The organism is Schaalia sp. 19OD2882, from assembly GCF_018986735.1.
Lineage (GTDB): Bacteria > Actinomycetota > Actinomycetes > Actinomycetales > Actinomycetaceae > Pauljensenia.
The window spans coordinates 2,471,827-2,498,587 of sequence record NZ_CP065521.1 but is presented as its reverse complement, the minus strand read 5'-3'; the positions used below and the strand labels follow the sequence as shown (position 1 = coordinate 2,498,587).

The following is a 26,761-nucleotide window of genomic DNA, read 5'->3' as shown; positions in this document are numbered from 1 at the left end:
ACAACACATGTCCCGCCGAGACTAACACTGGGACTGAGTTCATGCACAGGGGGACTTCAAAATGTGGTGAAAAATCTCAGCCACCCGAATTGACCACGGCAAACGTATTCGAGTCCAGGTTCAGGAAGTTCCCCACACGCGCTTTGAGTGTGCACTGGGCCGACGCTCCGACTGCTGCCACGGAGTGCCCGTCCTTGGCCACGACCACTGATCCTGCGCATCCGTCCGAGAACTGCACGCCCGCCTCACCACCGGCGATCGCCTGCAGAACCGTCGAAGGGGCACCACTGGACGGACTGACGTACACGGGGTTGGCTTCATCCGTGCCCGAGGGCCACACGGGCACCACTGTCACCGGCACCGGCGTGTTGACCACGACTCGACTGGGCACCCGCACCTGGATGCCGGAGAGGCGCTGGACAGGGTAGGCGTTGCCGACCACGGCCGGGTCGGCCAACGCCTGTGCGGTGGCTGCGTGGACGGAACGCAGCCACGTCGACAGGGCTTGGGTGTCCAGCGGAGTGTCCGGAGCCACACGCGCCTTGATCTGCGTGGTGGACTTGGGGGCGATCGGCCCCGGGTCCAGGGCCCACCCGCATTCGGTGGACACGCCGGTCACAGCCGTCGAGTTCCTCGTCACGGCAGCAGGCGACTCCCAGGAGATCGACGGGCATCCGCCCTCGTCCCCCAAGGGGGGCAGAACCAGCAGGAACGGCCCCTGCAGGGGAGCGTTCTCCGCAGAGTAGGTCACGGTCAGACGCACCGACCCATCAGTGGTCTCCACACTCGCCACCAGTTCCGTGCCCAGACCCGTGGGCGTGGCCGTGCCGCGTTCAGTGGCGGAGACCGGGCCGGTGACCGACTGGGGGGTCGTGCTGTGGGGCGAGTCCACCCGCGTGAGATGGCGGTGGATGAACCATCCGCCCACCGCAAGGGCAACGCAGACCAGGGCGATCAAGGGCACCAGTGTCCGCGGCCGGCGCACTCGTGCCCACAGGGAGGGCGGCGTCTCCTCCTCGGGTTCGTCTTGGACGGGGGACGAGGGCGGAGTCAGTGGTTGGACCACCGTGTGACCCACCGGCTCCCCCACGTCGGGTGCGGGCACGTGGACGGGGGCGAGTGGAGTCAGAGGCTCGGTGGCGGCGCTGGGGGTTCGCGAGCGACGGAAGGAAAGTGGAGTGGAGGTGGACTTCGGTTCTGCGGGTGCCGGAGGGGTCCGCTCCACCAGGGGGAAAGCCATCGTGGCCGGGTGATAGGTCGGAGTCGGCGTGGACTCACCATCTGGGCCCGGCAGCGCCGGAAGCGACTCGAGGGCGGGGGCCAGGCCGCGCAGCAGTCCGGCCGCCTCCGCAGGAGCGGGTCTGGCCTGGGGGTCCTTGGCCAACAACAGTGACAGCGCACGCCACAGGTCGGCGGGAACGGGAAGGGGAGGCGCCGACATGCGCACGTGGCGCTTGGCGACCTCCATGGGTTCGGCCCCGTGGCCGAAGGGCGTGTGGCCGCAGAGCAATTCGTACAGGACCACGCCGACCCCGTAGACGTCGCCCTCCGGGCCTGCGCTGCCGGTGGAGACCAGCTCGGGTGACATGTACTCGGGCGTGCCGAGGATTCCGGAGACCCTGTGGCCCTGGCCGGCAGCGACGATGCCCGCCACCCCGAAGTCCACCAGGCGGACGTCGGCCTCGCCGGTTCGGCGCCACCGGTTGGACAGCAGGACGTTGTCGGGTTTGACGTCGCGGTGGACGATCCCTTGTCCGCGCGCCAGCGCCAAGGAGTCGAGGATGCGCGCACACACGCGAACCGCCAAGTTCGGCGCCAGTGTGCCCTCGGCCCGCAGGACGTCCCGCAAGGATCCTCCGGGGACGTACTCCATGACAATGCCCAGTCGGCCACCGTCGACCACCAGGTCCAGGACAGGAACCACTCCGGGTCCACGCAGGCCCAGAAGGATCGACCGTTCACGCATGAAGCGGTCCAGAAGGTCCTGGTTCTCCATGTGTTCCGGACGCAGGATCTTCGCGGCCACCTCGTTGTGGGTGCGGGTGTCCACCGCGCGCCACACCTCGCCTGTGGCGCCGCGTCCGATGACCTCCGTCAGGCGGTAGTTCGCGCCCAACGTGGGGACCCGCGTCCCCTGGTCCCCGCTCACGTCGATGGTTGTCTCCTTGGCTCGATGTGCCTGTTCAGACGGTCCCCCCGATTTTTGGGGGTGCCTCACAACTGATACTCAACCTATGATGCCCATCGGAGCGCATGGGTGGCCAGTTGGGCCACCGCACTGGCCTGCGCGCAACCGGAAGGAGAAACGGTGAGCGAGTCAACCACGCTGAACGCCACCCGGGACCAGCGCATTGGGCGTGCCGCTCGACTGAGGTGGGGTGCTCTCGCATGTGCGGTGCTCATGGTGCCCCTCTTCGGCGGCGTTCCCGCCGGCGCCGCAGAATCCTCGGTCCTGCAGACGGTGGACGTCAAGATGGGCACGGATGGGGCAGTGGCCTCGATCGAGGGGACGACGTTGACCGTAGGGGTCGAGGGCGCAGTACCTGCCCCCACCACCTACGCGCCTTCCGAGGTTGCCAAGGATCTGCCGGTGCGTGTGCGCACCTCATGGAAGACCGAGGACAAGGCCGGGACCGATCTCAATGACCTGACGGGGGTCACCGGACCGGTGACGATCGACCTGACCGTCGAGAACCTCACAGTGCGACCGCAGGAGGTCGTCTATGACGTGGCCGGAAGCGCGCGCCGCGAGATGGCGCTGGTCGGAGTCCCTTTGACCATCGTCGCCTCGACCGCCCTGGACGCCTCGCCGAACACCGTGGTCACCGCCGGCCCCGACCCCTCCGCCGTGACCAATGGCGTCCTGTCCAAGGACCCCGAAGGCAAGGCCGTCGTCCAGTGGGCCACCGTCCTTGCTCCACCTCGCATGGGCGCCAGCACCCGGCTTCGCCTGGTCGTGCAGGCCGAGGATTTCAAGGTTCCCCAGTTCGATCTGGCGATCCAGCGCGGCTACGTCACCGATCCTTCGTCGAAGGCGATCACTGCAGCACTCACCCCGGGCGCTCCCGTCTCCGAAGCGCAACTGACCGCTGCCACGATCGAAGTCATCAACGAGGTCAATGCGAATGTGACCAAGGCGTCGGAGATCGTCACGAAGGTCAAGGACGACTTGGACAATTCCTCACAGACCCTGGGGACGACCACTCTGCGCGACCTCACCGCCTCCTCCAAGAGCCTCTCCGAGACCATGACATCGACCGGCACCACCATTGCCGCCCTGTCGCAGATGCTGTCGAACTCGCTGAGCAGCAGTGAATCCAGCACCGTCTCCATGCTGGTGGACAGCATCAACTCGGTCGCGGCCACCTTCGGCGACACCAGCCGACAGGTCAAGCCCCCCGCGATCACCGGCCAAGGGTGTGCGGCCAGTGTCGACAAGAATGCCCGCCCCGAGGGACAGGGCCCGACCTCCGTCTACGAAGGCATCTCCGACCTGACCGCCTACCTTCATGCCTACGCGGGAACGACGGACCTGTGCCGTCAGGCCATCGTCACCCAGATGCTGTCCTCCTTGGGGCCCGACAATCCCGATGACAAGACCTGCGCCAACAGCGCATCCACGACGTGCAAGATGCGCGAACTTCGCAGCAGCATCGTCTCCACCGGCCAGAAAATGGTGGCGGACACCGACAAGAAGTTGGTCGTCCTGCAGCCGCAGATCGTCGACTCCGTCCAATCCGCCGGAGGTGAGGTCAGCGCACTGGTGGCCCGGGCCAAAGCCAGCGCAGCCGACCTCCAGGTTTCCGGGGCCGACAACACGGTCACTCTTGACGGCCTGATCGCCGACCTCAACGCCCTGCACGCGAATCTCGACGCGAGACTCGACGAAGTCGCCGGCATCCGCCAGTCGGCCTCGGGAGCGCGTCAGTCCACGGAGGACGTCAAGGCGCAGATCGCTGCCATGGACCAGGATCTGTGCGCCGCGAACCTTCTGGAACTCGCCCAGAGCGGGGCCGACCAGACCAGCGTGGATCAGGTGCGGCAGGCGTTGGAGAAGGCTCGCGGGCACATCGCCTCCGAGGGGTGCTCGACATGGGGCTCCACACCCGGGCAGATGCCCGGGCAGGTTCGTGTACCCGACCTGCTGGCCACCCAGGACCAGAACCTCTCCTCCATCCTGGTGGCCACTGACCCCGATCAGGGGGGCTCATTCGCCGCTCGCCTGAGCGAGACCCGCTCGGCGGTGGACTCCTTGGTCCAGAAGGTCACCGCCCTCAAACAGACTCTGTCGGTCAAGGCCGGTGACGACACCGCCCTGCGAATGGCGATCGCCGACCTGCGCGGTCAACTGGCGAACCTCTCACAGGCGACGAGTGACTTCGACACTCAGGTGGGGCAACTCAAGGACTTGCACTCCACGGTCCGTGAGCAGGTCCTGGGCGTGGCTCGTGACGCCAGTGCCGAACTCGACCAGCAGACCTCGGGGGCCATCAACTCCGAGGTTCGCCGAATCACCGGAACCACCGTCGTGGCCGCAGTCGAGGTCGATTCCCTCATGTCGGCGGCCGCCAACGGTGTGCGTGGACAGGGTGACAGTGCCACGTCACTGACGCGTGACCTCATTGTCAAGCAGCAGAACCAGTTGGCCGCCCAACAGGACGCCACACGTACGGGATTGGGACAGCTGACCTCGTCGGCAGCCAAGTCCGTCGAAGGCGCCACCTCACGCGCCACCCGCGACGTCGAAGGGGCCAGGGTGCTGCTCGGCACCGACATGTCCCGCCTGTTGGCCGACCTGGGCACCCCCACCCAGAACGGGGGAACGGGCTTCCTCGGTTCGGTGCGCACCAGTGCGGCACTGGCCTCCAACGCCACCTACCAGCTGGCGCTGGCCGAGCAGACCAACCAAGGTTTTGCGAACGTGCGCTCCAAGGACGCCACGGCAGCCATTTTCCAGCGCGCCCAGATTCAGGCGAGCCTGCGGGCGCTGGCCGCAGCCCAACCATTCCACATGCCCGCCACCACTGACCAGGTGACGACGATCTTCACCTACACGGTCGGAGGTGCCAAGTGATGCGACGCGGCCTGTCCTTCGCCCTGGCGTCCTTGGCCGCAGCCGCAATGGTCCTGACCGGGTGCACGCCGGACGCCCTGCGAGGTGGGCAGTCCGGCGCCATGTCCGGTCAGTCCCAGGATGCTCCGCCGTCGGCGCCCGCAGCAGTGTCCCTGCCCGTCGAACTCCACGCGGCGGGCGCCCCGGAGGGCTTGCGCATCGGAGTGCTGGTCACCTTGACTTCGAACCCCGGGCAGGGTGTCGAGTGGGCGGGGTTCGCCGAGGGCGCCCGCGTGGCCGCCGAACGCTTCGCCGCAGGCGGCACCGATGTGACCCTGTTGAGCGTTGATGACCGCGGAACCGTCGAAGGCGCTGTCGCCGCCGTGGAGGACCTTGCGGCAAAGGGGGTCGCCGGCATTGTCGTGGCGAGTTCCGGCGCACACATGGACCAGGCGTTGGCCAGGGCCGGTGAGCTGAAACTTCCCGTCCTGCTGCCCTACGACTCCGACCCCGCACGTGTTCAGCAGGCGCCGCAGACCACGTGGCTGACCGGCCCCGACGACACGCAGTACTCGAAAGCCTTCTCCGCAGCGCTGCGCAGTGCGCGAGTCTCCGGCCACGTGCTGCTCGACGTGGGTGGAGGTTCGCGCTACGAGCCCGCTCCCGCCGAAACCGTCCAACTGGGCGTGGGGGCGGACCCCTTGACCGTCAAGGACGCCCTCGCACAGGCGGTCGAAAACACGGGCGCGGGCGCGGTGGTCGTCAGCGGGCCGGCCGACGACCTGGCCCGAGGAGTCCTCGCAGTCCAGGCCTCCGGCGTCCAGACCCCCGTCTTCGTCACGCCGGAGGCGATCTCGCCGCGCTTCGCCGACGCCCTCGTCGCCCAGAAGGCCAGCCCGTCCCAGACTCTGACCAGCATGGGACTGCTCCTGTCCGACTCCACCGCACTGGTGCCCGGACCGCAGGGAGAGGCCATGTCCGCATTCCTGGCCGGCGTGCGCCGCAGCGCCCAGGACCCCGCCACCGTCGACCTGGCTGCGAAGGACCCCTTCGCACAGACGGCAGCCGCCCACGCCCACCCGGGTGCGCATGACGCGGTGGTCGCCCTCGTGCGGGCGGCCGCCAAAGCGAAGTCCGCTGAACCCGCCAAGGTCGCCGACGCCCTGCGCTCCCTGAAACTGTCGCATGCCGACGGGATCGTCACACCGGGCCTGTCCTTCACCTCGTCGACGGGAGTGCCGGATGCGGCGCTGAGCACGCTCTTCTCCACCACCCAGGACGTGGGCCTGCGCCCGGAGGTGGCAAAACCCGATGCGCTGAGCCTCCAGTGGTTCGGCGAGCCCACATCCTGACCGCTTCCATCCACCCCAGGGCGGGCAACGGCCCGTCCCGAAGGGAGGGCACCAATGCGCCTGAGCGTCGAACTTGACGGCACCGTCCGCCGGGTGGACCTCACATCCCACACCGAGGCGGCCACCCTCGCGGATCTGCTCGAACAGGCCCTGGGTCATCGGCCCGGCCCCGAGGCCCTCGTGTGGGTCGACGACCGGCAGCACCCGGTCACGGAAAGACTCGGCAACGTCCTGCTGCTCGAAGGCTCCACCCTGTCGGCTTCTCCGCGTCCGGTGCCCATGCCCCTTCCCGGGTGGGCGGTCACCGAGATCTGCCTCGAGGGCGTCCACGGGACGTCGATCCTCACTCCCGGCACCATCGCCACTCTGGGACGCGCCCCCATGTCCACCATCCGCATCCATTCCGCCGCAGCCTCGTGGGCGCACGCCGATGCGAAGGTGGACGAGGACACACTGCTGGTGCGCGACCTTGGCTCCACCAACGGCACCCGCGTCGACGGTCAGGAACTCACCGACGAGGGCACCACCGTGCGCGACGACGCCACAATGCGCATCGGATCCTCCATCCTGCAGATCCGCAAGGACCTGGGTGAGCCCGCGGCCCCACGGCCCGGCAGCCTGCACAATGTGACCCCGGCCGGGACAGTGCCCTTCAACCGCCCACCAAGACCCAGCAGCCCCGAGGCGCCCGAAAAGGTCAAGCCGCCCACGAAGCAGACGGTGAGCAAACGGGCGCCCTTCTCACTGGCAATGGTCATCGGCCCGATCATCATGGCCGGCGGCATGATGATCATGATGGGCGACCTGCGTTACGCCATGATCTCCGCACTGAGCCCGATTCTGGCCGTGTTCACATGGTTCGAGCAGCGTCGTCGCCACCGCAAGGAGACCCGCGAGTCCGACGAGAAATACGCCAAGGACATCGAGACCCTCAAGGAGGACATCCTCACCCAGGGGGCCCGCGAGAGGGCACTTCGCTCATGGGTGAGTCCTGACGTGGACCTGGTGCGCCGCAGGGCGGCGGTTCCCGCCACCACCCTGTGGCAGCGTCGCGCCAAAGAGCCGGAATTCCTGGTCCTGAGCGCAGGCATCGGGGACGTCCCGTGGAAGCCGGAGGTGGACACTCTCAGTTCCGGGCGCCTGGAGGGCGAGGTCGAGAAGATCGTCGAGGCCGCCCTCGTCAAGGACGCGCCTGTCCAGGTGGACCTCACCGACGCGGGTGTGATCGGCATCGTGGGCACCCACGAGGCCACCACCGCCCTGGCCCGTTCCCTTCTGCTGCAGGCGGCGGTCCACTGCGGACCGGCGGACCTGACCATCGGTGTCTTCCACGACAAGGGCCGTGAACCCATGTGGGACTGGGCGACGTGGCTGCCTCACACCCGCATGGCCAACGGCGAGGCGTCCTCACGCTGGTACTGCGGGGAGCGGAAGGCTTCCGAACAGATGCTGCGTTCCATGCGCGACTCGATCGAAGGCTCTCCCACGCCCGCGACGTTGTTGGTCATCGACTCCGATGTGCTGCTCGAAGGCCGGGACGCGCCCGCCCGTGAACTCATCGGCCACGGTCGTTCGGCGCGCACGGACTCCGATCGCCTGCCCCGACGGGTCAGTGCCATCGTCCTGGCCCAGTCCACGCAGGCTCTTCCGGCGGCCTGTTCGGCCGTCATCGAGATCGGTCAGAACTCTTCGGCCACCCTGCACTGGCCGGGTCGGCGCAGCCGCGTGGAGTCCTTCACGCCAATGGGCCTGGGGGTGGAACACGCCCGCGAGTCCGCCAAGGACTTGGCACGTTTCGAGGACCCGGAACTCTCCATCGCCGGGGCGGGCCTGCCGTCCCTGGTCCGCATGAACCCCCTGCTGGGGTTGGAAAAGGTCGACGCTGAGGAGATCCTTGGGCTGTGGTCCTCCAAGGGTGTCAGCGCCCCGGTGGGAATCGGGTCCAACGGCGCATACTCACTGGACCTGGTGCGTGACGGGCCCCACGGCCTGGTCGGCGGCACCACGGGTTCGGGCAAGTCCGAGTTCCTGCGGACCCTGGTGGCGGGCCTGGCGGCCCGCAACTCACCCGAGAAACTCACCTTCATCCTCATCGACTTCAAGGGCGGTGCCGCCTTCAAGACCTGTGAGCGCTTGCCCCACACGATCGGCACCGTGTCCAACCTGGACGCCCAGTTGGCCGACCGGGCCCTGCGCGCCCTCGAGGCGGAGATGAACTATCGCCAGCGCCTTTTCGCCTCCGCAGGTGAGGGCGTGGACAACCTTGACGCCTACTTGGCGACCGACCCGCCCGAGCCCCTGCCGCGCCTGCTGTTGGTCGTCGACGAGTTCGCCATGTTGGCCAAGGAGTACCCGGACGTCCTGTCCTCCCTGGTCAGTGTTGCCGCAGTGGGACGAACCCTGGGCGTCCACATGATCCTTGCCACCCAGCGCCCGGCGGGTGTCGTCAACGAGGACATTCTGGCCAACACCAACCTGCGGGTGGCCCTGCGTGTGCAGTCGCGTGAGGACTCCGCCAGCGTCATCGGTGTGCCCGACGCCGCCGCGATCAGCCGCATCCAAAGGGGTCGGGCCTACGTGAAGCTGGGTCAGGATGACATCACGGCGGTTCAGACGGCCCTGGTGACCGGAGTGGTCGAGTCCGAAGTGACCCAGCCGGTGACGATGACCGGCGGTGTGGGGGTGCCCCACATGGCGCCCAAACCCGTCCAGCGTGCCGATGAGGCCGAGACCGACCTGGACGTCCTCATCGATGCGATCGTCGCCGCCAACGACAAGGCCGGTGTCGCTGCGCCAAGGCCCGTGTGGCCCGAGGCCCTGGGCGAACGCGTGCACCTTTCCGGATTCCCCCGTCCACCTGAGGAAGGGGAGGACTCCCGGGTGCCCGAGGTCGGTGCCTTCGACGGGAGCCGCCTGCACTTCGCCATTTCCGACGACCCGGACCGCCAGCGCCAGATTCCCGCCGGCTGGGCGGTTGAAGAAGGGAACCTGCTGGTTGCGGGCACCCCGGGGTACGGGACCACCACCACGTTGGCGTCGATCGCCCTGGCCGCCGCCGTCAACCAGAGCCCTGAGGACCTGGACCTGCTGATCCTGGACATGGGGTCCAATGAGCTGCGTCCTTTGGCCCAGTTGCCGCAATGTGTCGGATACACGGGCACCGGCCCGGGCGACAACGAGAAACGCGTGCGCCTCGTCAAGTACCTCCGCTCGGAGCTTGACGCAAGGCGGGCGGACCCGAGCCGCAGGCGCCGCATGATCGTCCTGGTCGACGGCTTGGCATCCCTACGTGACGAGTACAACGACTCCGAGGGCATGGAGCTGCTGGACCTCTTTTACCGCGCGTACCAGGACGGTCCGGACGTCGGCATCCACTTCGCGGTGGCGACCTCCCGCGTGAAGGTCGTCCCCTCGCAGGTTGCCGAGGTCACCGAACAGAAGATGCTGTTCCAACTGGCTGACCGCTACGACTACGCCTTCGGTGGCCTGCGTCCCGAGCAGGCACCCTCGCCGGTGCCCGGACGCACGGTCGTCTGTCTGACGAAGTTGCAGACACATGTGGCCACCCCCGGCTGCCCGATGGAGGAGGCAGTCGCGTGGGTACGTGACCACGTCTGGGCTGGAGTCGAGGCGAAGGCCGATGTCATCGGTTCACTGCCCAGCAACATGGTTCTGGCGGACCTGCCTGCGCGCGCCCAGGTGGGCGCGGACCTGTGGCGTCTTCCCATCGGTGTGGCCGAGGCCGACCTGGGTCCGGCGTGGCTGGAGTCCTACGAGGGCGAACACATCCTGATCGCCGGACCGCCCAGGTGTGGAAAGTCCACGGGGCTGCTCACCTTGGCCCAGGCCGTCCGCTCCTGCGAGGGCGAGGACGGTGCTGGGCGTCCCCTCGTGTGGGCCGTGTGCAACCGACGTTCCCCGCTGGCCGGGGCCGACCTGGACCGTGTGGTCACCGACGAGGCCGACGTCCCGGCGCTGCTGGCTGCATTGCTTCTGCAGACGGAGCCGGTGCTGCTGCTGGTCGACGACGCGGAGAGGATCGCCGACTCCGACGGATCCTTGGGCAATCTGGTCTCCGCAGCACCCGCGAATGTGCGCGTGGCGGCCGCGGGCCGCAATGACGACATCCGGGGCCTGTACAGCCACTGGACGAAGACGCTGCGCAGGTCGCGCTGCGGAGTGGTGCTGCAGCCGAACATCGACATGGACTCCGATCTGCTCTCGGCCAGGATCCCCCGTCGCTCGCCCGTGGCGATGACGGTGGGACGCGGATACCTGTGTCTGAACGGGTCGGCGCACCTGCTGCAAATGGCCGTGCCATCGGACAGGACGCAGTGGCCACCATCTGGTGCTGCAAATTCTGGAGGACGCGCCTAGCCTGTGAGGGTGTCATGGACGTCGAATGGTGAGGAGTCCTCCGATGGGTGACATGAGTTTGGATGATCTGCACGCGTCCGCTGATGTGGTGTGGGATTTCGATGTCAGTTCGGATTTGGCGTCGAAGTTGGATTCTGCCGCGACTTCGGTTGAGGGGCAGGTGGCGCCCAGGAACACTCGCAAGACGACGTACGGGACTCATTTTTCGGGCTATTACGCGGAGTTGTGGGCGTACAATGTCGGGACCGCGAATGGGGATGCGGCGGCCCTGGCGCAGGCATTGCGCAATGTGGCTCAGGGTGTGCGTGATTTGGAGGCGGATGCGCGGGCCGAGCAGGCGCGCATCAACGCGGCTCGCGAGTGGAAGCGGAAGAGGGATGCGCGTTCGGACTGGGAGAAGTTTGGGGAGTCGATTGACTTTCTGCATCTGTTCCATGGTGATGCGAATCCTCCGAAGGCGGATCCGATTCCTCAGATGGACAAGACCTATGATGCTCCCGTTCGGGAGGAGCGCAAGTCTTTTGAGGGCACCAGTGGGCGGGATGTGAGTTCGGCCAATCCTGATGATTTGCGGAGTTTCACGTCGGAGGAGCGTGAGTCGAACACCGGGGTTTCGCCGACGCCGACGACGTTGACGACTCTGTTGGGTGATTTCCGTGCGAAGTGCAAGTGGGGGCAGTTGGGTGCGGACGGGGTCATCCAGGCGTTTTCGAACTATTTGACGTCGAACGAGAATGATTGTGTGCGTCTGGACGTGGTGGCTTCGGCGTTCGAGGCTGCCGGCGGTTCGGGTCAGGTGTCGACGGTGGCGAATTCGTCGATTGCTGCGGCGTTGGCCGCCAATGGGGTCAGTGAGCAGCGTCCGGAGTTGGAGGTTCCGGCGGTTCAGGCGATTGGCAATCCTCCGACGTCGGGGTACAGCAATGATCCGGTGAACACCGCGACCGGCAATTTTGTGGAGAATGAGGAGGATCTGCGTTTCGAGGGTGGCGTGGGCCTGTTGGGGTGGGCGCGCTCGTACTCCTCGCTCAGCGGGAAGGTGGGTGGTCACGGGCCGGGGTGGGCGTCTTTCGATGGCGCGGGCCTGCGGGTGTCGGATGAGGGTGCCACGTGGACGCAGGTCGATGGGCGTGAGGTGGTTTTCCCCAGGATGGGGGACGGGTTCGACCGTGCCGAGCACGAGAATTTCTGGCTTGAGGCCACGGGTGAGGGCTTCGTGGTGTCGAACAATGCGGGCGCGCGGTGGGAGTTTTCTTCCGATGGCTGTCCGACCTTGTTCACGGTGGGCGAGGGCGCGACCATCTTCTTTGATCATGAGGGTGGGCGCCTGGTGCGTGTGCGTCACGTGCGCGGTCGTGAGATCGGCGTGGAGTGGGAAGGTGACTTGATTCGCGCGGTGGCCGGTGATGACGGGCGTCGCGTGGAGTACTCCTATGAGGGTGGGCGTTTGGTGGCGGCCAGTGGGCCGGCCGGCACCCGCCGTTACGAGTGGGGTGAGCAGGGGCTCGTCACTGCGGTGATTGATGCCGATGGCGTGGTGGAAGCGCGTAACACGTACGACTCACAGGGGCGTGTGTCCACTCAGCTTTCGCCTTTTGGTCGTTTGACGCGTTTCGCCTACCTTCCCGGCCGGGTGACTTCGGTGTCGGACGAGGATGGGTCGCGGGCCAACACGTGGGTGGCCGACGAGCGTGGCCGTGTGGTGGCCATCACCGACACGGATGGGAACACGACGAGGTTGTCGTGGGACCGGTGGGGCAACCAGGTCATGACTGTCGATGGTGAGGGTGGGCGCACGGTGCGCGAGTTCGACTCGCGTGGGCGCTTGGTGGCCGAGATGACTCCGAGTGGGGCGTTGACGCGTCTGTCCTATGACGAGGCGGACCGTCTGGTCTCCAGGGTGGCCTTGGAGGAGGGGCGTGAGGTTTCGCGTACCTCGTTGTCCTATGCGGGAGCTCAGTGCCAGCCGTGCGAGATTGTCGACGGCGAGGGCGGGGTGACCCGCATGGAGTGGGACGGGGGCCTGTTGTTGCGGGCCACTGATGCCACCGGCGTGAGTGTCTCCTTCGAGTACGACTCCCATGGCGACTTGGTGGCTTCGCGCGATGCGGCAGGAAATGTGACGCGGGTGGAGCGTGACGGGGCGGGCAGGGTGGTGCGCACCATCATGCCGTCGGGGGCCACCACCTGCTACGAGTGGGACGAGGCGGGCCAGTTGAGGGCCCGCGTCGACCCTGACGGGGCCAGGTGGACCTACGAGTACTCGCCGGGCGGGCGCCTGCAGACGATCGTCAACCCGTTGGGGGCACGCACCGCATTGGAGTTCGGCGAGGGCGGTGAGCTCAGCGCCACTGTGGACGCGTTGGGACGCAGGGTCGAGCAGACTTTCGACGATCTGGGAAATGTGTCGCGAGTGCGTCTGCCTGATGGCGCCACGTGGGAGTTCACCCATGACGCGGCTTCGCGCCTGCGTCAGAGCGTGGACCCGACGGGTGGGGTGTGGACCCGCCACTACGACCAGGTGGGGCGCCTCAGCGGCGTGGTCGACCCGACAGGGGCGCGTACCACGGCGGTGCGCGAGGGGGCCGGCCGCCAGGTGCGGGTGGGGGATGCGCATTCGAGTGCCGTGGTGCGCATGGACTGTTGGGGTCGCACCATTGCCACCATCGGATCGGACGGGACCCAGACCTCCACCACGTATGACCGGGCGGGTAGGCCCGTGGAGTTCGTCGATGCGGCCGGTGGGCGCACACGTGTCGAACGCGACGCGGCGGGTCGTCCTGTGCGCGTGCGCAAGCCCGGAGGGTCCTCGGTGCGTTACGACTACGACCAGTGCGGGCGCCTGGCCGGGGTGACCAATGAACTGGGTTTTCGCACTGCCTTGGTCTACGACGAGGACTCGCGCGTGGTCGAGGAGGTCTGGCCCACCCGTGAGAGGGCGTGGACCCGCTACGACGTGTGCGGGCGCGTGACCGCCCGCCACACCCCCGGGGTGGGCACCTACCGGTGGGTCTACGACAAGGCCGGCCGTGTGGTCGAAGCCAAGGACCCTCATGTGGGGGTGCGGCGCTTGCGTTACGACCAGGCCGACCAATTGGTGGCCGTCACCGGCGGCACCGGGGGTGTGAGCTCATACGAGTACGACCCCAATGGGCGGGCCGTGCGCGTGACGGACCCGATGGGTGGCGTCACCCTGCGCACCTTCGATGCGATGGATCGGTGCACCAGCGTCACCGACCCGCTGGGCAACACCAGCCGCGCCGTGTACGACGCGGCCGGGCGTCTGGTGCGCAACACCGACCCCGACGGCCACCAGATCGACATCGACTACGACCAGACCGGCTACGCCACCACCATCACCCTCGACGGCGCCCTCGTGCAACGCTCCACTCGCGACGCGGTGGCCCGTACCCGCACCATCGAGGACTTCTGCGACCCGGCAAGGCCCGTCACACACGTCCTGTCCTACGACCCGCGAGGCCTACTGCTGCGCCACGACAAAGGCGCGGCGTCGACCTCGTGGACGTGGGACGCGGACGGCAACGTGACCAGCCGAACCACCCCCAACGGGGACCACGCCACCTACCAGCTGGACGCAGCCGGCCAGGTGGTGGGCGTCGAACAGGAGGGCCTGCCTGCCCTGGCCATGCGCCGCGACCAGGTTGGCCGCCTCATCGAGGCCATGACCGACCAACTGACGCACCAGTGGTCCTACGCGGACGGCTTCGTCACCAGCCACCACACCACCAGCCCCCAGGCATCGCACACCACGCGCATGGAATACACGCCCCAAGGCCTGCTCCAAGCCCTGGACCGGGACGGGTCGCGCACCGAATACGCCTACGACGACGCCGCGCAACTGGTCCGGGCGAGCGGCCCCTCCGGGACCAACACGTGGACCTTCGATGCCGGCGGACGCATGACCGACGAACACGTCGACGGGGCCGAGTGGACCCGCACCTTCGACGCCGCGGGGCGGATGCTCACCGCGAAGTCCAAGGACAAGTCCATCACCTACACCTACGACCGCTCCGGGCGCCGCACCGGTGAAGAACACTCCGACGGCAAGCGCACCCGGATCGAGTGGACGGGCCTGTGGCGTCCAAGCGCCTTCACCCGCCACCAGGACGGCGCCCAGGTGCGCACCACCACCCTGGTCGACGCCCTCGGACAACTCGCCCGCGTGGACGACCAGGACATCTACTACGACACCCTCACAGGCACACCCGCGCAGGTCGGCGACCAGAGCGTGCTCACCGTCGGCCCCATGACCGCCGCCGCGGACGGGTGGATGGACCCCACTTGGCGGCCCGGCCGCGACACCAGCCCCACCGACCCGTACTTGGCGCCCCACGCCCAGGCCCACTTCGGCGAACCGCTGGCCCTGGGCGCCGCCGGCGCCATACGCGTGGCAGGAATGGAATGGCTCGACGCGCGCGTCATGGACCCCTCCAGCCGCTCCTTCCTCTCACCCGACCCGCTCCCACCGGTCACCGGCGCCGCCTGGGCGGCCAACCCCTACTCCTACGCCGGAAACAACCCCCTCAACCTGATCGACCCTTCGGGTCTGCGCCCGATCACCACCCAAGAACTCGACGACTACCGCAAAGCCAACTCCCCGAAATGGGGCACCGCCTTGGCCATCGTGGCCGGCGTGGCACTGGCATTCGTACCCGGCGCGCAAGGATTCGCCGCCGCCATCATCGCCGGCGCCGTCCTGGGCGGCGGCGCCAGCATCATCGACCAAGTCTGCTCCGGCTACCCCATCAACTGGGGACAAGTCGGCAAAGACACCCTCTTCGGCGCAGCCGGCGGCGCCGCAGGTTGGGGAATCGGCAAAGGCCTTCAATGGGCGGCCAAAACCCCCGCAGGACAGGCCGTCACCAAGTGGGTGGGCAACCAGGTCAACAGGATTCCCGGCGTCCAAGCCGTCAAAGACCTCCTCGCGCGACGCGGCACCAGCGAAGTCGCCGAACAAGGGGCCGACGACGCTCTCAACGCAGTCGCATCACCCGCAAAAGCAAGACCCACACCAGAGCCGCCGATGCCGTCGACAACCTACGAGGGAGCGGTGGCAGAGGTTCGCACCACGTCATCGGCGGCCCGTCTTCCGCAGGACATTGAGGTCAGTCCGGATGCTCCTCCTGCTATGGAGACTGATCGTCCGATCAGTAGAAGCGCTTCGCAGAATGCGTGGGCCCAGCGCCGACTCGACTATCTCCGCTCCATAGGTGCTGATAACATCCGTGTCAACCAGCAGATGGTCGATGTGACCGGGCGGCGCGTGGGCATCAACCGCCCTGACATCGGCTACACGCTCGGCGGGCGGCGATTCGCTGAAGAGATCGACACTTCAACCTCTACCCGTGGGCCTGCGCACGCGGATCGCATTCTCGCCAATGACCCGCACACGACCGTGTATTTGTGGATCGTCGACTAGGAAGGAAGGACAGTATGGTGCTCTTCGGGGGTAGGTTGGAGCCGTTGACGTGTGCGATTGGGTTCCTCAATGCGCCTGCTGGTGAGGTGGCGTTGGCGTTGCAGGGGTTCATTGATCGTCTGCCCACGTTGGAGAAGGGCAGGGTTGCTCCGGTGTCGGGCAGCCTGGAGCAGTGTCTTCTCCAGTTGCAGCCGTTGACCATTGGCTATCGTCCGCGGATCTTGTTGGCCTCGACCCGGGCGCCGGGGTGGACGGCCATCTTCGACGCTGATGCTCTCGGGCATGGCGTGGGTGAAAGGACTGCGATGCTTGCCGGCACGATCATGAAGACTCGGGGCTATTTCTTCTGCTCGATTCGTCCGAAGAAGGAGGCGCCGGGTCAGCTCGGAGGGTGCCAGTTCCGCGTGCTGGGGCCTGAGAAGCGTTTGGGGTTCGTGCGGTCGGTGAATCTGATCGAGAACACTCCCGGCCATTGGTATTTCGAGGCCCGTGGGCCTGTGCAGTCTTTCGAGGACGAGGCCGCTTACCGGCGTCGGCGCAAGAGCGAGCGTTTGACCCAGCAGATGTTGGTCGACTACGCGGCTGCGGTGGGGCTTCGCCCGTGGGAGGAGGACTTCTACACCGGGCCCTACTGGATTGCCAGCAATGATCTCACGGCCACGGCGAAGTGCTCCTACACACTGGAACAAGCCCGCCAAAGACTCGGACTGTCCACCGAGCCTCCCGCAACCACATGATCAAGCAGACCGGAAGAAGACAGCAGGCAAAATGCCGATGTCGGCAACAAGGGCGGGCGCACGGATGGGCTGCGACCCTTGGTGCCGTTGACGGATCGGCCCGGGCGGGAGACGGGTCCTCCGCCCCTGAGTGAGCAAGGGTACGACAAGCACACCAGACGCAAGCCGGCCCACTACTTGGAGACCGCTCCGATGATCCTGGACCGGATGGGCGCCAGCCACGACATGATCAGGGATCGCTTCGGTTGGGGCAGCGGCGGCATCGTCATCACGAGCGATGGCGTGTGGTACTGGCGCCTCGATGCCGACCAGCACATTCGTCACTACCCGATCCGAATCCCGGAGCAAACCCTCGCGCACTTCGAAGCCAATGCAGGGTGAACTCACCGCCGAAGGGCCGGTGACCACCTTCGGGACCGTCACCCTTGCCTTCGAGGACGCGCCCGTTCCCACCCCGGTCGCCGTGCACACCATGCCTCCACTTCCCGGCAAGCCCGTGTGGAAGGCGGACGTGCAGCGGGTCGTCGACTTCGCCGCCGCCCACGACGGCCCACAGGTGCACTCTCTGCCCACCACAGGCCACCCACAGGATCCTCCGGCGGAATAGGACCATCACCGATTCCGAAGGAGTTCCCCCACATGACGACCGCAGCAGCCCTCATGATCCTGGTCGACCTGGTCGCAATGGCGATCCTGGTCCTGGGCCTGTACTACCCGCGCCACCGCCGCGCCGACCTGGTGGCCGCCTTCCTGGGCGTGAACATCGGCGTCGTGGCAGTGGCCATGGTGCTGGCGGGAACCACCGTCAGCGCGGGCCTGGGACTGGGTCTCTTCGGCGTCCTGTCAATCATCCGCCTGCGATCGGATGAAATCACCCAACGCGAGATCGCCTACTACTTCGCGTCACTGTCCATCGGCCTCATCACCGGCATGAGCACCACCGTCAGCCCACTGGTCCTCGGCCTTGTCGCACTGGTCCTGACAGTCATCGCCCTGGCGGACTCGCCGCTGCTGCTGGGCCGCACCCGCTCCCAGCAGGTCCAGCTGGACCGCGCCATCGCCGACGAGGACCAACTGCGCGCCGCCCTGGCCGAGCACCTCGGCGCCCGGATCACCGCAGTCAAGGTCCTCAAGCTGGACCTGGTCAACGACCTGACCCTGGTGGACGTGCACTTCCGTTCCCCATCGACGCGCACGCTGCCCGCCGCCCGCCACGGCGACGACCAGCCGATCTCGCTGGACCGGGCAGGGCGCATCCGCCAGGAAGTGGCCTGAGACCATGGACAACGCCACCATGGAGCGCACCCGTCACCGCACCCACGCCCAGTCCCTGCTGCCCGCAGACCTGGACACTGTCGGCCTGGAGGAGCTGGTCTCCACCGCCGCCATGCTCACCCGCATCGACCGCAAGTACGCGCTGTCAGCCCGGGACCTGCCCCGCATCATGTCCCACCTGGACCCTGACACGCGCGTCCTGGAGGTCCACGGGCAAAGGGCACAGGCCTACGCCTCCGTCTACCACGACAGCCCCGACCTCGTGAGTTTCCACGGGGCCGCCCACCCCAGGCGCCGCCGCTTCAAGGTCCGCACCCGCAGCTACCTGGACTCCGGCATCGCCTTCCTCGAAGTCAAGACCCGCGGGCCCCGCGGACGCACCGTCAAGGAACGCATCCCCCTGCCCATCGAGGAGGCCGGCCCCACCACGCTGGACGCCGACCACATGGCCTGGGTCGAAGAGCAGCTGACCCCGTTGGGACACGAGGCAACGGCGCAGCACCTGCGGCCCGTCCTCGTCGGCTCCTACACGCGCACCACCGTGCTGCTGCCCCACGGGGACGGCCGGGCCACCCTGGACGCGGACCTGCGATGGGTGCGTCTGCCCCCGGCGGACGAGGGCGGAGCACCGGACTCCCGCAGCGCCGGCCAGCCGGCAAGAGTCGAGGCCCTGCGCGCCGTGCCACGGGTCAAGTGCCCCGACCTCGTGGTCATCGAAACGAAGTCCGGGTCGACCCCCTCACGCCTGGACCACCTGCTGTGGGCCCACGGCCACCGGCCCACCCGCATCTCCAAGTACGCCACCGCCATGGCCGCCCTTGACCCGACCCTGCCCGCCAACAGGTGGACGCGAACGCTGGCCCGCCACTTCGCCCACGCCACCGCCCTCTGACCATCCGCCCCTCCTGAAGGAGACCCACATGACCACGCCGAAGAAGCACTTCACCAGGCTTGCCACTCTGGCTGCCGTCGCCGCCCTGGCACTGGGCGCCTGCTCGTCCGCAGGCACCGGCACCGACTCGGCGGTGAGCGTGCCCGCCGACCAGTCGACCACCGTGACCTCGACCTCGACCACGGCCGTGACCAGCCAGTCCGACGAATCCTCCGGCCAGTCCCTGCGCCAGATCGGCGACACCACTGCGCCGCCCACCGCCGCCGACGCCATGGCGGGCAACACGAACGCCTCGAAGGTGGGAGACGACGAATGGGACGCGGCCGGCGCCACCACCGTCACCCTTTCCGGCACCACCGCCAGCGCCCAAGGCCAAGGGGTCGGCGTCAACGGATCCACCGTCACCATCACGGCCGGCGGCGTGTACCGCCTGACCGGCAGCCTGCAGGGCCAGGTCGTCGTCGAGGCGCCCGAGGACGCCGTGGTGGTCCTCATCCTGGCCGACGCGACCATCACGAACTCTGCGGGCGCCGCCATCGATGCGCGCACCGCCGACGACCTGGTGATCTGCCTGGAGGGAAGCTCCAGCGTGTCCGACGCGTCCACCTACACAGCCGACGCGGCAGCCAACGCCGCCATCCACGCCGACATGGACCTGACCGTCACCGGCCAGGGCAGCCTCACGGTCAAGGGCAACGGCGCGGACGGCATCACCTCCACCGACGACCTGTGGATCTCCTCGGGAACCCTGACCGTCACCGCCGCCGACGACGGCCTGCGCGGCAAGGACTCGCTGACGGTGGCCGGAGGCACCGTGAACGTCACGGCCGGCGGCGACGGCCTGAAGTCGGACGAGGGTGAGAGCGCAGGTGAGGACACCACGAAGGGCTATGTCAACGTCACCGGCGGGACCGTGAAGGTCACAGCCCAAGGAGACGCGGTCGCCGCAGCCACCGACGTCATCCTGACCGGCGGATCATTGGACCTTTCCGCAGGCGGCGGAGCATCCGCGGGCGCGCCCAGCGACTCGTCGTCCTCGGCAAAGGGACTCAAGGCGGGCACGTACGTCATCGTCGAGGGGGCCACTGTGAAGGTCGACGCCGCTGACGACGCCATCCACTCCGACGGGGCCCTGCGCCTGTCGAAGGGCACCATCACGGCGGCCTCGGGTGATGACGGGGTCCACGCCGAGGTGGCGGCCGTCCTGGACGGCGCGGATGTCACCGTCTCGCAGTCCGTGGAGGCTCTGGAGGCGGGCCTGATCACCGTGTCGGCCGGCACCGTGTCCTTGACCGCCAGCGACGACGGAATCAACGGCTCCGGCTCCACCACTGTCGAGGCGGGTCTGGCCGCCGCCGACACCACCAGCACCCAGGCCACCCAAGGCGGCCCAGGTGGCGGCCCGGGTGGTGGCGGCATGGACAACACCGGTGAGTCGGTCACCATCTCCGGTGGGACCCTGACGGTCAACGCCGGCGGGGACGGCTTGGACTCCAACGGCACACTGACCATCACCGGCGGCACGACCACCGTGTGGGGGCCGACCAATGACGGCAACGGAGCGTTGGACTCCAACGGGGGCATCACCGTCACCGGTGGGACCCTGGTGGCGGTCGGCTCGGCCGGCATGGCCGAAACCCCGGCGACCGGGGGGCAGGGCTTCGTGGCCGCCACCGTCGGCGGTTCGGCCGGTTCGACTGTGACCGTCACCGACGCTTCCGGTGCGAAGATCACCTCCTTCACCGCGGCGAAGGAGTTCGCGTCGGTGGTGGTCTCGACGCCGAAGATCACCAACGGGTCGTCGTACACGGTGAGCGTGGACGGAAGCTCCACGCAGGTCACCGCGGGCGAGGGCGGTCACGGAGGCATGGGCGGTCCCGGAGGAGGCAGGCCCGGTGGCCCCGGCCGGCCGTGACCTGAACGACCGGAGACAGGGAGGCCGGGCGGTGGGATCAAAGGTCCCACCGCCCGGCTCCTTCCTCAACGCGTGGCACGGCAAGCGCCTCACGGGTCGACCACGATCCCGCCGGATCCGCTTCGCCGGAACGGGGATTGACCACCGGGGGCAGGGCGAAACCCGGCGTTCCTGCGCGTGGGACCAGGTTCGGTGCGGCGGCGCCCTTCTTCTCGCCCACACCCACGCCGATCTCGTCCAGGTCGATGGTGGCCACGACGATCCGCTGGTAGTTGTCGGCCTCCCAGGCCAACACCAGTGTCCGTTGGTCCAAGGCCGCCAACACCGAATACGCGGCGGCGCCCCGGTCGACGAGGACCGCAGGACCCCACGTGACGCCCTCGTCCTCGGACACGTGCAGGGACAGGCGCCCCCGCCCCTGAGGGTCGTCGCACATGGAGGCCACCAACACGTCCCCGACTCGCACCAGGCCACCATTGCAGCCCGGGTCGACCAGCGCGGACACGGGCATCGGCGCCGAGAACGTGGCGCCTGCGTCGTCGGAGAACGCCTGGCGACGGGCAGGAGTGGCGCGCGCATGCATGAGGGCGCGGGACCGGGAGACGCCCGCTGGCGCCAGGCCGACCACTTTCCACTCGTCACAGTCCGGGCCGACCGGCGCGCCCATGGTCCACGTGAGTCCGTGATCCTCCGAACGCGCGCACAGCGCCCAATTGGCCCCGCCGATTCGCGCCACGAAAGGCTGGAGCAGTGTTCCATCGGCCAACACCGCGCCATTGCCGCTGGCGCAGAACATGCCGGCCACCCCCGGCGGGCGCAGATGGCTGAGGTTCCGGTGGGTCCAGGTCTCGCCCTCGTCCGTGGAGGTCGCCAGCCACAGCTCCAGGCCCGGCGCATCCGGCCGGGCGGAGAAGTAGGACTCGCCGGTGGAACCCACGTACCAGCAGTGCACGTGGCCGGTCGCCGGGTCGGTGAGCAGCGACGCGTCGCCGAAACCGTGCCCGGGGCTGTGTGCGCGCAACGGCCTCGCATCCGACCAGGACATGCCGCCGTCGTCACTGTGACGCAGGGCAACGTCGAAGTCTGCCGGCAGGTCTCGCCAATCTTCGCGCACGTCGTAGGCCACCAGGATGCGCCGACGTGTGGTCACTGTGAGCGCCGGAATGCGGAAGATGGGGGCTTCGAAGGCGGAACCGGGGAATGGTGTTCCGGCGGTGGCCAGGACATGGGTGTGCACCAGTCCATTGTCACCGCGAGGCCCCCATTAGGCTGGGCATCGCATCGCCCGCCGACCAAGAACCGAGGACCGGACATGACCACTCCCAGCCAGCGACTCGTCGAACTCGGCATCGAACTGCCGCCGGTCGCCGCACCCGTCGCCGCCTATGTGCCTGCGGTCCTGGATCGCGGGGTCGTGCGGACCTCCGGGCAGATTCCCGTCGAGGGCGGGGCCTTGGCCTACGCGGGCGCCGTTGGCGAGCAGGGCACTGATCCGCAGGACGCCAAGGAGGCCGCGCGCCTGTGTGCACTCAACGCATTGGCTGCCGCCGCGGACCTGGCGGGTGGCGTGGACCGTCTGGCGCATGTGGTGAAGGTGACCGTGTTCGTGGCCTCCCTGCCGGACTTCACCGGGCAGGCGGGCGTGGCCAATGGCGCCTCGGAACTGTACGGGGAGATCTTCGGCTCGGCCCACGCCCGTTCCGCCGTGGGGGTGGCGGTCCTGCCGTTGGGCGCCAGCGTCGAGGTGGAGGCCGAGTTCGCCTTGGCCCGGTGAGTTCTGCCAGCCCCGGCCCGGTGACGTTTCACCGAGTGGGCCTTGACCGGGTGAGTGTTCGCGGCAGATCTCCGAATGGAACTGTTGTGCACACAATGCCGGGTCACTGTCGCATGTGTGCCCAGGTTGATTCGCTGTGACCAGCGGTGATGCGTGGGGCCGCTTGTGCGTGCCGGGTGCATTGTGTGCGGATTCGGTGGGGGACGGGGTGTGAGGCGGAAGCGTTTCGCGACGGGTCGGTCATCCGCGCCATGGGCGGCGGACCGTGCCTAGACTGGACGCAGTGGTACCCCCAGTGGGTATGTGTGACGGAAGAACGGAGTTGCGATGACTGACACCAATCCCGAAGCAGTGGCCTCTGGCGAACGCCGAGTGTTCCGCCTGGTCGACTCTCGCGTCGCCGACCAGCCCTCGCGTGGCGGTGGCTGCGGATGCGGCGGACACGGACACGGCCGCAGTGCAGCCGCTGGCGACAGCGGCGAGGCCTCGCCTGAACCGGCTGTCCACGCCCCATCGACCGGCGGCGGTTGTGGCTGCGGCGGCAAAGGCCGCAGGCATGGGCATGGGAACGGCCATGGGGCCGGCGCCCATGTGTCTCCCGGCGGTCAAGGCCCGGACGTCCAGGCAGCCGATGACGAACTGGTCGTCACCTCCATTCCGAAGGTGGTGCGCCACGCAGCCCTGTTCGCCGCCCTGGACGCGATCCCCGTGGGTGAGAACCTCGTGCTGCGCGCACCCCACCGGCCCGACCCGGTCTTCGCCCACCTGCAGGAATCCGAGGCGCACTACCGTGTGGAGACCCTGGAAGACGGACCCCGGGACTGGCGTCACCGCATCACCCGCCTGTCCTGAGGCATTCCGATCGGAACGGATGCGAAGAGGCGGAACAATTGCGCCGGCGACGTCCCTCGGAGTCTTCCCGATCCGGAATCCTTTGACGATGGCGTTGCGCAGTTCCTCGACTCGCTCCTGATGCAGTTCAAGGAACTGCTGTCGCGTTTTGAGCAGGAGACCGGGGCCATCGCTGCCGACTGGGCCAAGAGCACCCTTTTCGGTTTCTGGTGGTCGCCGGAGAGGGTGGTCATGAACACCACGCCCGTCATGAGTTCGTCGAGCTTTTCCGGAGTTGTCCACCCGGACGAGCGCTCCGCACAGCGTCCACCGACTTTGGCACTTGGCGTTGACAAGACGGCTATGCTGGAGTACCATGAAGCACGATAGATCCCCGGTCAGGCCTCTTGATCCCGTGAGGGACAATGCACAAATGACCGGGGCCTTTCATTTTCTGGGGGCTTCATGGTTAAGCGCTGGCGCGATTATGATGAACAAGTTGAACTGCTTCAAGAACGCGGTTTGACCGTGACTGACACCGCATCGGCAGCCGAGTTCCTGTCTCGCGTGAACTACTATCGGCTCTCGGGGTATTTCCGTTACTGGCAAGTTGCCCCAATGAAGGGCGACAATCGCTTCCTCGACGGTTCATCCTTCGAGGTGATCCAGCGCCTCTACGAAGCGGAACAAGACCTGGTTGCGGTTTGCGACGAAGTTCTCCACCCGATCGAGGTTCTCCTCAGAACCCGGTTCGCCTATCACTACGCGCAGCGTGTCGGAGCAGTCGGAGCGTTCGCTCGGGGGGAAGGTTTCACGCAATCGCCTGATCCTGATGACGAACATGTCGAAGAACATGCACTGTCTAATCTGGATCGGAGCAAGGAAGCCTTTGTGTCTCATTACCGTGATGAGATCAAGACGGGCAGCGCTTACAGCATCGAAGCGTACGCGCGCATGCCCATCTGGGTTGCAGTTGAGGCCTTCTCGTTTGGAAGCCTGTCCAGACTGATCGAGGCTTCAGGCGAGTCCGGAGTGCTGCGCGACATGGCAGAGTCAATGAAGGTTTCTCCAAGAACGTTGCCAAGTCAAGTCCGGTCATTCGTCTACCTACGCAACCGCAACGCTCACTGCGCGAAACTGTGGAACCACTCGGTTCTCGATCACCCAGGAATCCCCCGCAACATCGCTCGACGAGCCAAACAAGACCACCGCCAGTTCAACGATCACTCGATCTACAAGATCTTCGTAGCGCTTGACCTGGTCGCTACCAAGACCGGTCTGCAGAAGGATTGGCTCGCCAACCGCGTCGAGCCGATCCTCGCCGAGAATGCCCTTCTCGCCGCAGGCATCGCAACTCCAGCCCGCTACGACGAAATGCCACTGCAACTGCTCACCGCCGACAACTAGGTCTATGTGGCGATCAGTCTTTGCCGTAGTGGTTGCACTTGTGGCCATCGGCATCCAGCGGCAGGCTGTCTGCCCGGAGTTGCAGGATGTGAGGGTTCGCTGCACACCATGCGTCGACGACAGCTTCGAGCCCCTGCTCGGCCAACTTGATGACGCCCGGACAAGTCAGGTGGGCTTGGGTTGTAGCCAGACCCGTCGTGGATCGCGGTCCACAATTGCACGCCCACCGGTGCCTTGTCAGTCGGCAGGAAGGGCGGCCACGATGGCCTCCACCGATGCCTTCGCATCGCCGAAGAGCATCGAGGTGTTGTCCTTGAAGAACAACGGGTTCCGCACACCCGCGTAGCCGGCGGCCATCGAACGCTTGAAGACGATGACCCTGCCGGCCTCCCACACCTTGAGAACCGGCATGCCGGCGATGGGTGAACCCGGCTCTTCGGCCGCAGGGTTGACCGTGTCATTCGCGCCGATCACCAGGACCACGTCGACCTCTCTGAAATCGTCGTTGACCTCGTCCATCTCCATGACGATGTCGTAGGGCACCTTCGCCTCGGCCAACAGGATGTTCATGTGCCCCGGCAGACGCCCGGCAACCGGGTGGATGCCGAAGAGGACCTCCACGCCCTGATGACGCAGACGCTCCGTCAGCGCCGCCACCGGGTACTGGGCCTGGGCCACGGCCATGCCGTAACCCGGGGTGATCATCACGCGGCGTGCCTCGTGCAGCATCGTGGCCACACTCGCCGCATCGACCTCGTCGACCTCGCCCTGCTCAGAAGCCTGCCCGGACCCCGCCGACGATCCACCATCGGAACCGAAACCACCCAGGATCACCGACACGAAACTGCGGTTCATCGCCCGACACATGATGTACGACAGGAACGCACCGGAAGACCCCACCAACGCTCCCGTGATGATCAGCAGGTCATTGCCCAGCATGAAGCCGGCCGCCGCAGCCGCCCACCCCGAGTACGAGTTGAGCATCGAGACGACCACGGGCATGTCGCCGCCGCCGATCGCCGCCACCAGGTGCAGACCCAGCAGCAAGGCGACGATCGTCATGACCACCAGCGCCACCCACGAGCCGATCGAATGCTCCGGCGCAGCGACGAAGCACACCATCAGCACCAACGAGACCAGAAGCGCCGCCAGGTTGAGCAGGTGCCGGCCGGGCAGTGTCAACGGCTTGCCCTTGATCCTGGCCGACAGCTTCAGGTAGGCGATGACCGAACCGGTCAAAGTGACCGCGCCGATGAAGACTCCCAGGAAGATCTCGCCCAGGTGGAAGGCGCCCAAGGCGTGCGCCTCCTCACTGGGGGCGATGTAGGAGTTGTAGCCGACCAGCACTGCTGCCAGGCCCACGAAGGAGTGGAGCATGGCGATCAGCTCCGGCATGCCCGTCATCTCGACCTTGCGGGCCAGGTGCACGCCGATGACCGCGCCGATCGCCAGGGCCGCCGCAATGAGCACGGCGGTCACCAGGACACCGCGCCCCGGGTCCGAGGTAAGTGCCAAGGTGATGGTGGCGCCCAAGGCGATGACCATGCCGATCGCTCCGAGGACGTTGCCGCGTTGGGCGGTCTCGTGCTTCGACAGGCCGGCCAGCGCCAGAATGAAGAGCACGGCCGCCACCAGATAGGCCAAGGCGCTTGCACGCGCCATGAGCAGGTGACCCAGGGCGACGAGGTCGAGGCTGTGAGGGGTCGGG

17 protein-coding genes are annotated in these 26,761 nt (G+C 67.3%); 14 read left to right on the top strand and 3 right to left on the bottom strand.

The window, feature by feature from the left end:
* Positions 1 to 76: 76 nt before the first annotated feature.
* The gene (locus I6B53_RS10715) at positions 77 to 2,149 is read right to left on the bottom strand and encodes a serine/threonine-protein kinase (RefSeq protein WP_216764201.1); all 2,073 of its coding nucleotides are present in this window, start codon (positions 2,147 to 2,149) and stop codon (positions 77 to 79) included.
* Between the two features lie 159 nt (positions 2,150 to 2,308).
* Between I6B53_RS10715 and I6B53_RS10710 the strand changes: the two genes are divergently transcribed.
* The 10 genes from I6B53_RS10710 (at position 2,309) to I6B53_RS10665 (ending at position 21,041) form a co-directional block, all read left to right on the top strand.
* Positions 2,309 to 5,074: a hypothetical protein gene (locus I6B53_RS10710; protein ID WP_216764200.1), complete on the top strand. Its 2,766-nt coding sequence runs from the start codon at positions 2,309 to 2,311 to the stop codon at positions 5,072 to 5,074.
* Complete coding sequence (locus I6B53_RS10705) at positions 5,074 to 6,405, top strand: ABC transporter substrate-binding protein (RefSeq protein WP_216764199.1); 1,332 nt, start codon at positions 5,074 to 5,076, stop codon at positions 6,403 to 6,405. Before I6B53_RS10710 ends, I6B53_RS10705 begins: the two co-directional genes overlap by 1 nt.
* Positions 6,406 to 6,459: 54 nt before the next feature.
* Complete coding sequence (locus I6B53_RS10700) at positions 6,460 to 10,782, top strand: FtsK/SpoIIIE domain-containing protein (RefSeq protein ID WP_216764198.1); 4,323 nt, start codon at positions 6,460 to 6,462, stop codon at positions 10,780 to 10,782.
* Positions 10,783 to 11,524: 742 nt separating this feature from the next.
* Positions 11,525 to 16,222, top strand: coding sequence for a DUF6531 domain-containing protein (locus I6B53_RS11250; RefSeq protein ID WP_216764197.1), 4,698 nt, complete (start codon positions 11,525 to 11,527; stop codon positions 16,220 to 16,222).
* A gap of 44 nt (positions 16,223 to 16,266) precedes the next feature.
* Positions 16,267 to 16,959: a hypothetical protein gene (locus I6B53_RS10690; protein WP_216764196.1), complete on the top strand. Its 693-nt coding sequence runs from the start codon at positions 16,267 to 16,269 to the stop codon at positions 16,957 to 16,959.
* 192 nt (positions 16,960 to 17,151) lie between these two features.
* Positions 17,152 to 17,340 carry a hypothetical protein gene (locus I6B53_RS10685; RefSeq protein WP_216764195.1) on the top strand — a complete coding sequence of 63 codons (189 nt, stop codon included), beginning with the start codon at positions 17,152 to 17,154 and terminating at the stop codon, positions 17,338 to 17,340.
* A 19-nt stretch (positions 17,341 to 17,359) separates the two neighbouring features.
* A complete protein-coding gene (locus tag I6B53_RS10680; RefSeq protein ID WP_216764194.1) occupies positions 17,360 to 17,566 on the top strand; it encodes a hypothetical protein in 207 nt (68 codons plus the stop codon).
* Between the two features lie 32 nt (positions 17,567 to 17,598).
* Positions 17,599 to 18,234 (top strand): DUF4956 domain-containing protein, encoded by a 636-nt coding sequence (locus tag I6B53_RS10675; RefSeq protein ID WP_216764193.1) that lies wholly within the window; start codon positions 17,599 to 17,601, stop codon positions 18,232 to 18,234.
* A gap of 4 nt (positions 18,235 to 18,238) precedes the next feature.
* Positions 18,239 to 19,126 carry a polyphosphate polymerase domain-containing protein gene (locus I6B53_RS10670; protein WP_253953882.1) on the top strand — a complete coding sequence of 296 codons (888 nt, stop codon included), beginning with the start codon at positions 18,239 to 18,241 and terminating at the stop codon, positions 19,124 to 19,126.
* Between the two features lie 28 nt (positions 19,127 to 19,154).
* Positions 19,155 to 21,041, top strand: a complete 1,887-nt coding sequence (locus I6B53_RS10665; protein ID WP_216764192.1) for a carbohydrate-binding domain-containing protein — start codon at positions 19,155 to 19,157, stop codon at positions 21,039 to 21,041.
* 37 nt (positions 21,042 to 21,078) lie between these two features.
* Here I6B53_RS10665 and I6B53_RS10660 read toward each other — a convergent pair whose 3' ends face one another.
* Complete coding sequence (locus I6B53_RS10660; protein ID WP_216764191.1) at positions 21,079 to 22,278, bottom strand: exo-alpha-sialidase; 1,200 nt, start codon at positions 22,276 to 22,278, stop codon at positions 21,079 to 21,081.
* A 75-nt stretch (positions 22,279 to 22,353) separates the two neighbouring features.
* Between I6B53_RS10660 and I6B53_RS10655 the strand changes: the two genes are divergently transcribed.
* The 4 genes from I6B53_RS10655 (at position 22,354) to I6B53_RS10640 (ending at position 25,053) form a co-directional block, all read left to right on the top strand.
* Entirely contained in the window at positions 22,354 to 22,815 is a 462-nt protein-coding gene (locus I6B53_RS10655; RefSeq protein ID WP_216764190.1) for a RidA family protein, read from the top strand.
* Between the two features lie 327 nt (positions 22,816 to 23,142).
* Positions 23,143 to 23,667, top strand: coding sequence for a DUF2249 domain-containing protein (locus I6B53_RS10650; RefSeq protein ID WP_216764189.1), 525 nt, complete (start codon positions 23,143 to 23,145; stop codon positions 23,665 to 23,667).
* Positions 23,668 to 23,787: 120 nt separating this feature from the next.
* Positions 23,788 to 24,036 carry a hypothetical protein gene (locus I6B53_RS10645; RefSeq protein ID WP_216764188.1) on the top strand — a complete coding sequence of 83 codons (249 nt, stop codon included), beginning with the start codon at positions 23,788 to 23,790 and terminating at the stop codon, positions 24,034 to 24,036.
* 75 nt (positions 24,037 to 24,111) lie between these two features.
* Positions 24,112 to 25,053, top strand: coding sequence for an Abi family protein (locus I6B53_RS10640; protein ID WP_216764187.1), 942 nt, complete (start codon positions 24,112 to 24,114; stop codon positions 25,051 to 25,053).
* A gap of 237 nt (positions 25,054 to 25,290) precedes the next feature.
* Here I6B53_RS10640 and pntB read toward each other — a convergent pair whose 3' ends face one another.
* Complete coding sequence (gene pntB / locus I6B53_RS10635; RefSeq protein ID WP_253954037.1) at positions 25,291 to 26,715, bottom strand: Re/Si-specific NAD(P)(+) transhydrogenase subunit beta; 1,425 nt, start codon at positions 26,713 to 26,715, stop codon at positions 25,291 to 25,293.
* Between the last annotated feature and the right edge of the window lie 46 nt (positions 26,716 to 26,761).

Excerpts from the sequence above, each read along its gene's own strand:
- I6B53_RS10700 (WP_216764198.1), top strand. The coding sequence starts at position 6,460 with ATGCGCCTGAGCGTCGAACTTGACGGCACCGTCCGCCGGGTGGACCTC.
- I6B53_RS10655 (WP_216764190.1), top strand. The coding sequence starts at position 22,354 with ATGACCACTCCCAGCCAGCGACTCGTCGAACTCGGCATCGAACTGCCG.
- I6B53_RS10665 (WP_216764192.1), top strand. The coding sequence starts at position 19,155 with ATGACCACGCCGAAGAAGCACTTCACCAGGCTTGCCACTCTGGCTGCC.
- I6B53_RS10685 (WP_216764195.1), top strand. The coding sequence starts at position 17,152 with ATGATCCTGGACCGGATGGGCGCCAGCCACGACATGATCAGGGATCGC.
- I6B53_RS10650 (WP_216764189.1), top strand. The coding sequence starts at position 23,143 with ATGACTGACACCAATCCCGAAGCAGTGGCCTCTGGCGAACGCCGAGTG.
- I6B53_RS10640 (WP_216764187.1), top strand. The coding sequence starts at position 24,112 with ATGGTTAAGCGCTGGCGCGATTATGATGAACAAGTTGAACTGCTTCAA.
- pntB (WP_253954037.1), bottom strand. The coding sequence starts at position 26,715 with ATGGCGCGTGCAAGCGCCTTGGCCTATCTGGTGGCGGCCGTGCTCTTC.
- I6B53_RS10670 (WP_253953882.1), top strand. The coding sequence starts at position 18,239 with ATGGACAACGCCACCATGGAGCGCACCCGTCACCGCACCCACGCCCAG.
- I6B53_RS10675 (WP_216764193.1), top strand. The coding sequence starts at position 17,599 with ATGACGACCGCAGCAGCCCTCATGATCCTGGTCGACCTGGTCGCAATG.
- I6B53_RS10705 (WP_216764199.1), top strand. The coding sequence starts at position 5,074 with ATGCGACGCGGCCTGTCCTTCGCCCTGGCGTCCTTGGCCGCAGCCGCA.
- I6B53_RS10645 (WP_216764188.1), top strand. The coding sequence starts at position 23,788 with ATGCAGTTCAAGGAACTGCTGTCGCGTTTTGAGCAGGAGACCGGGGCC.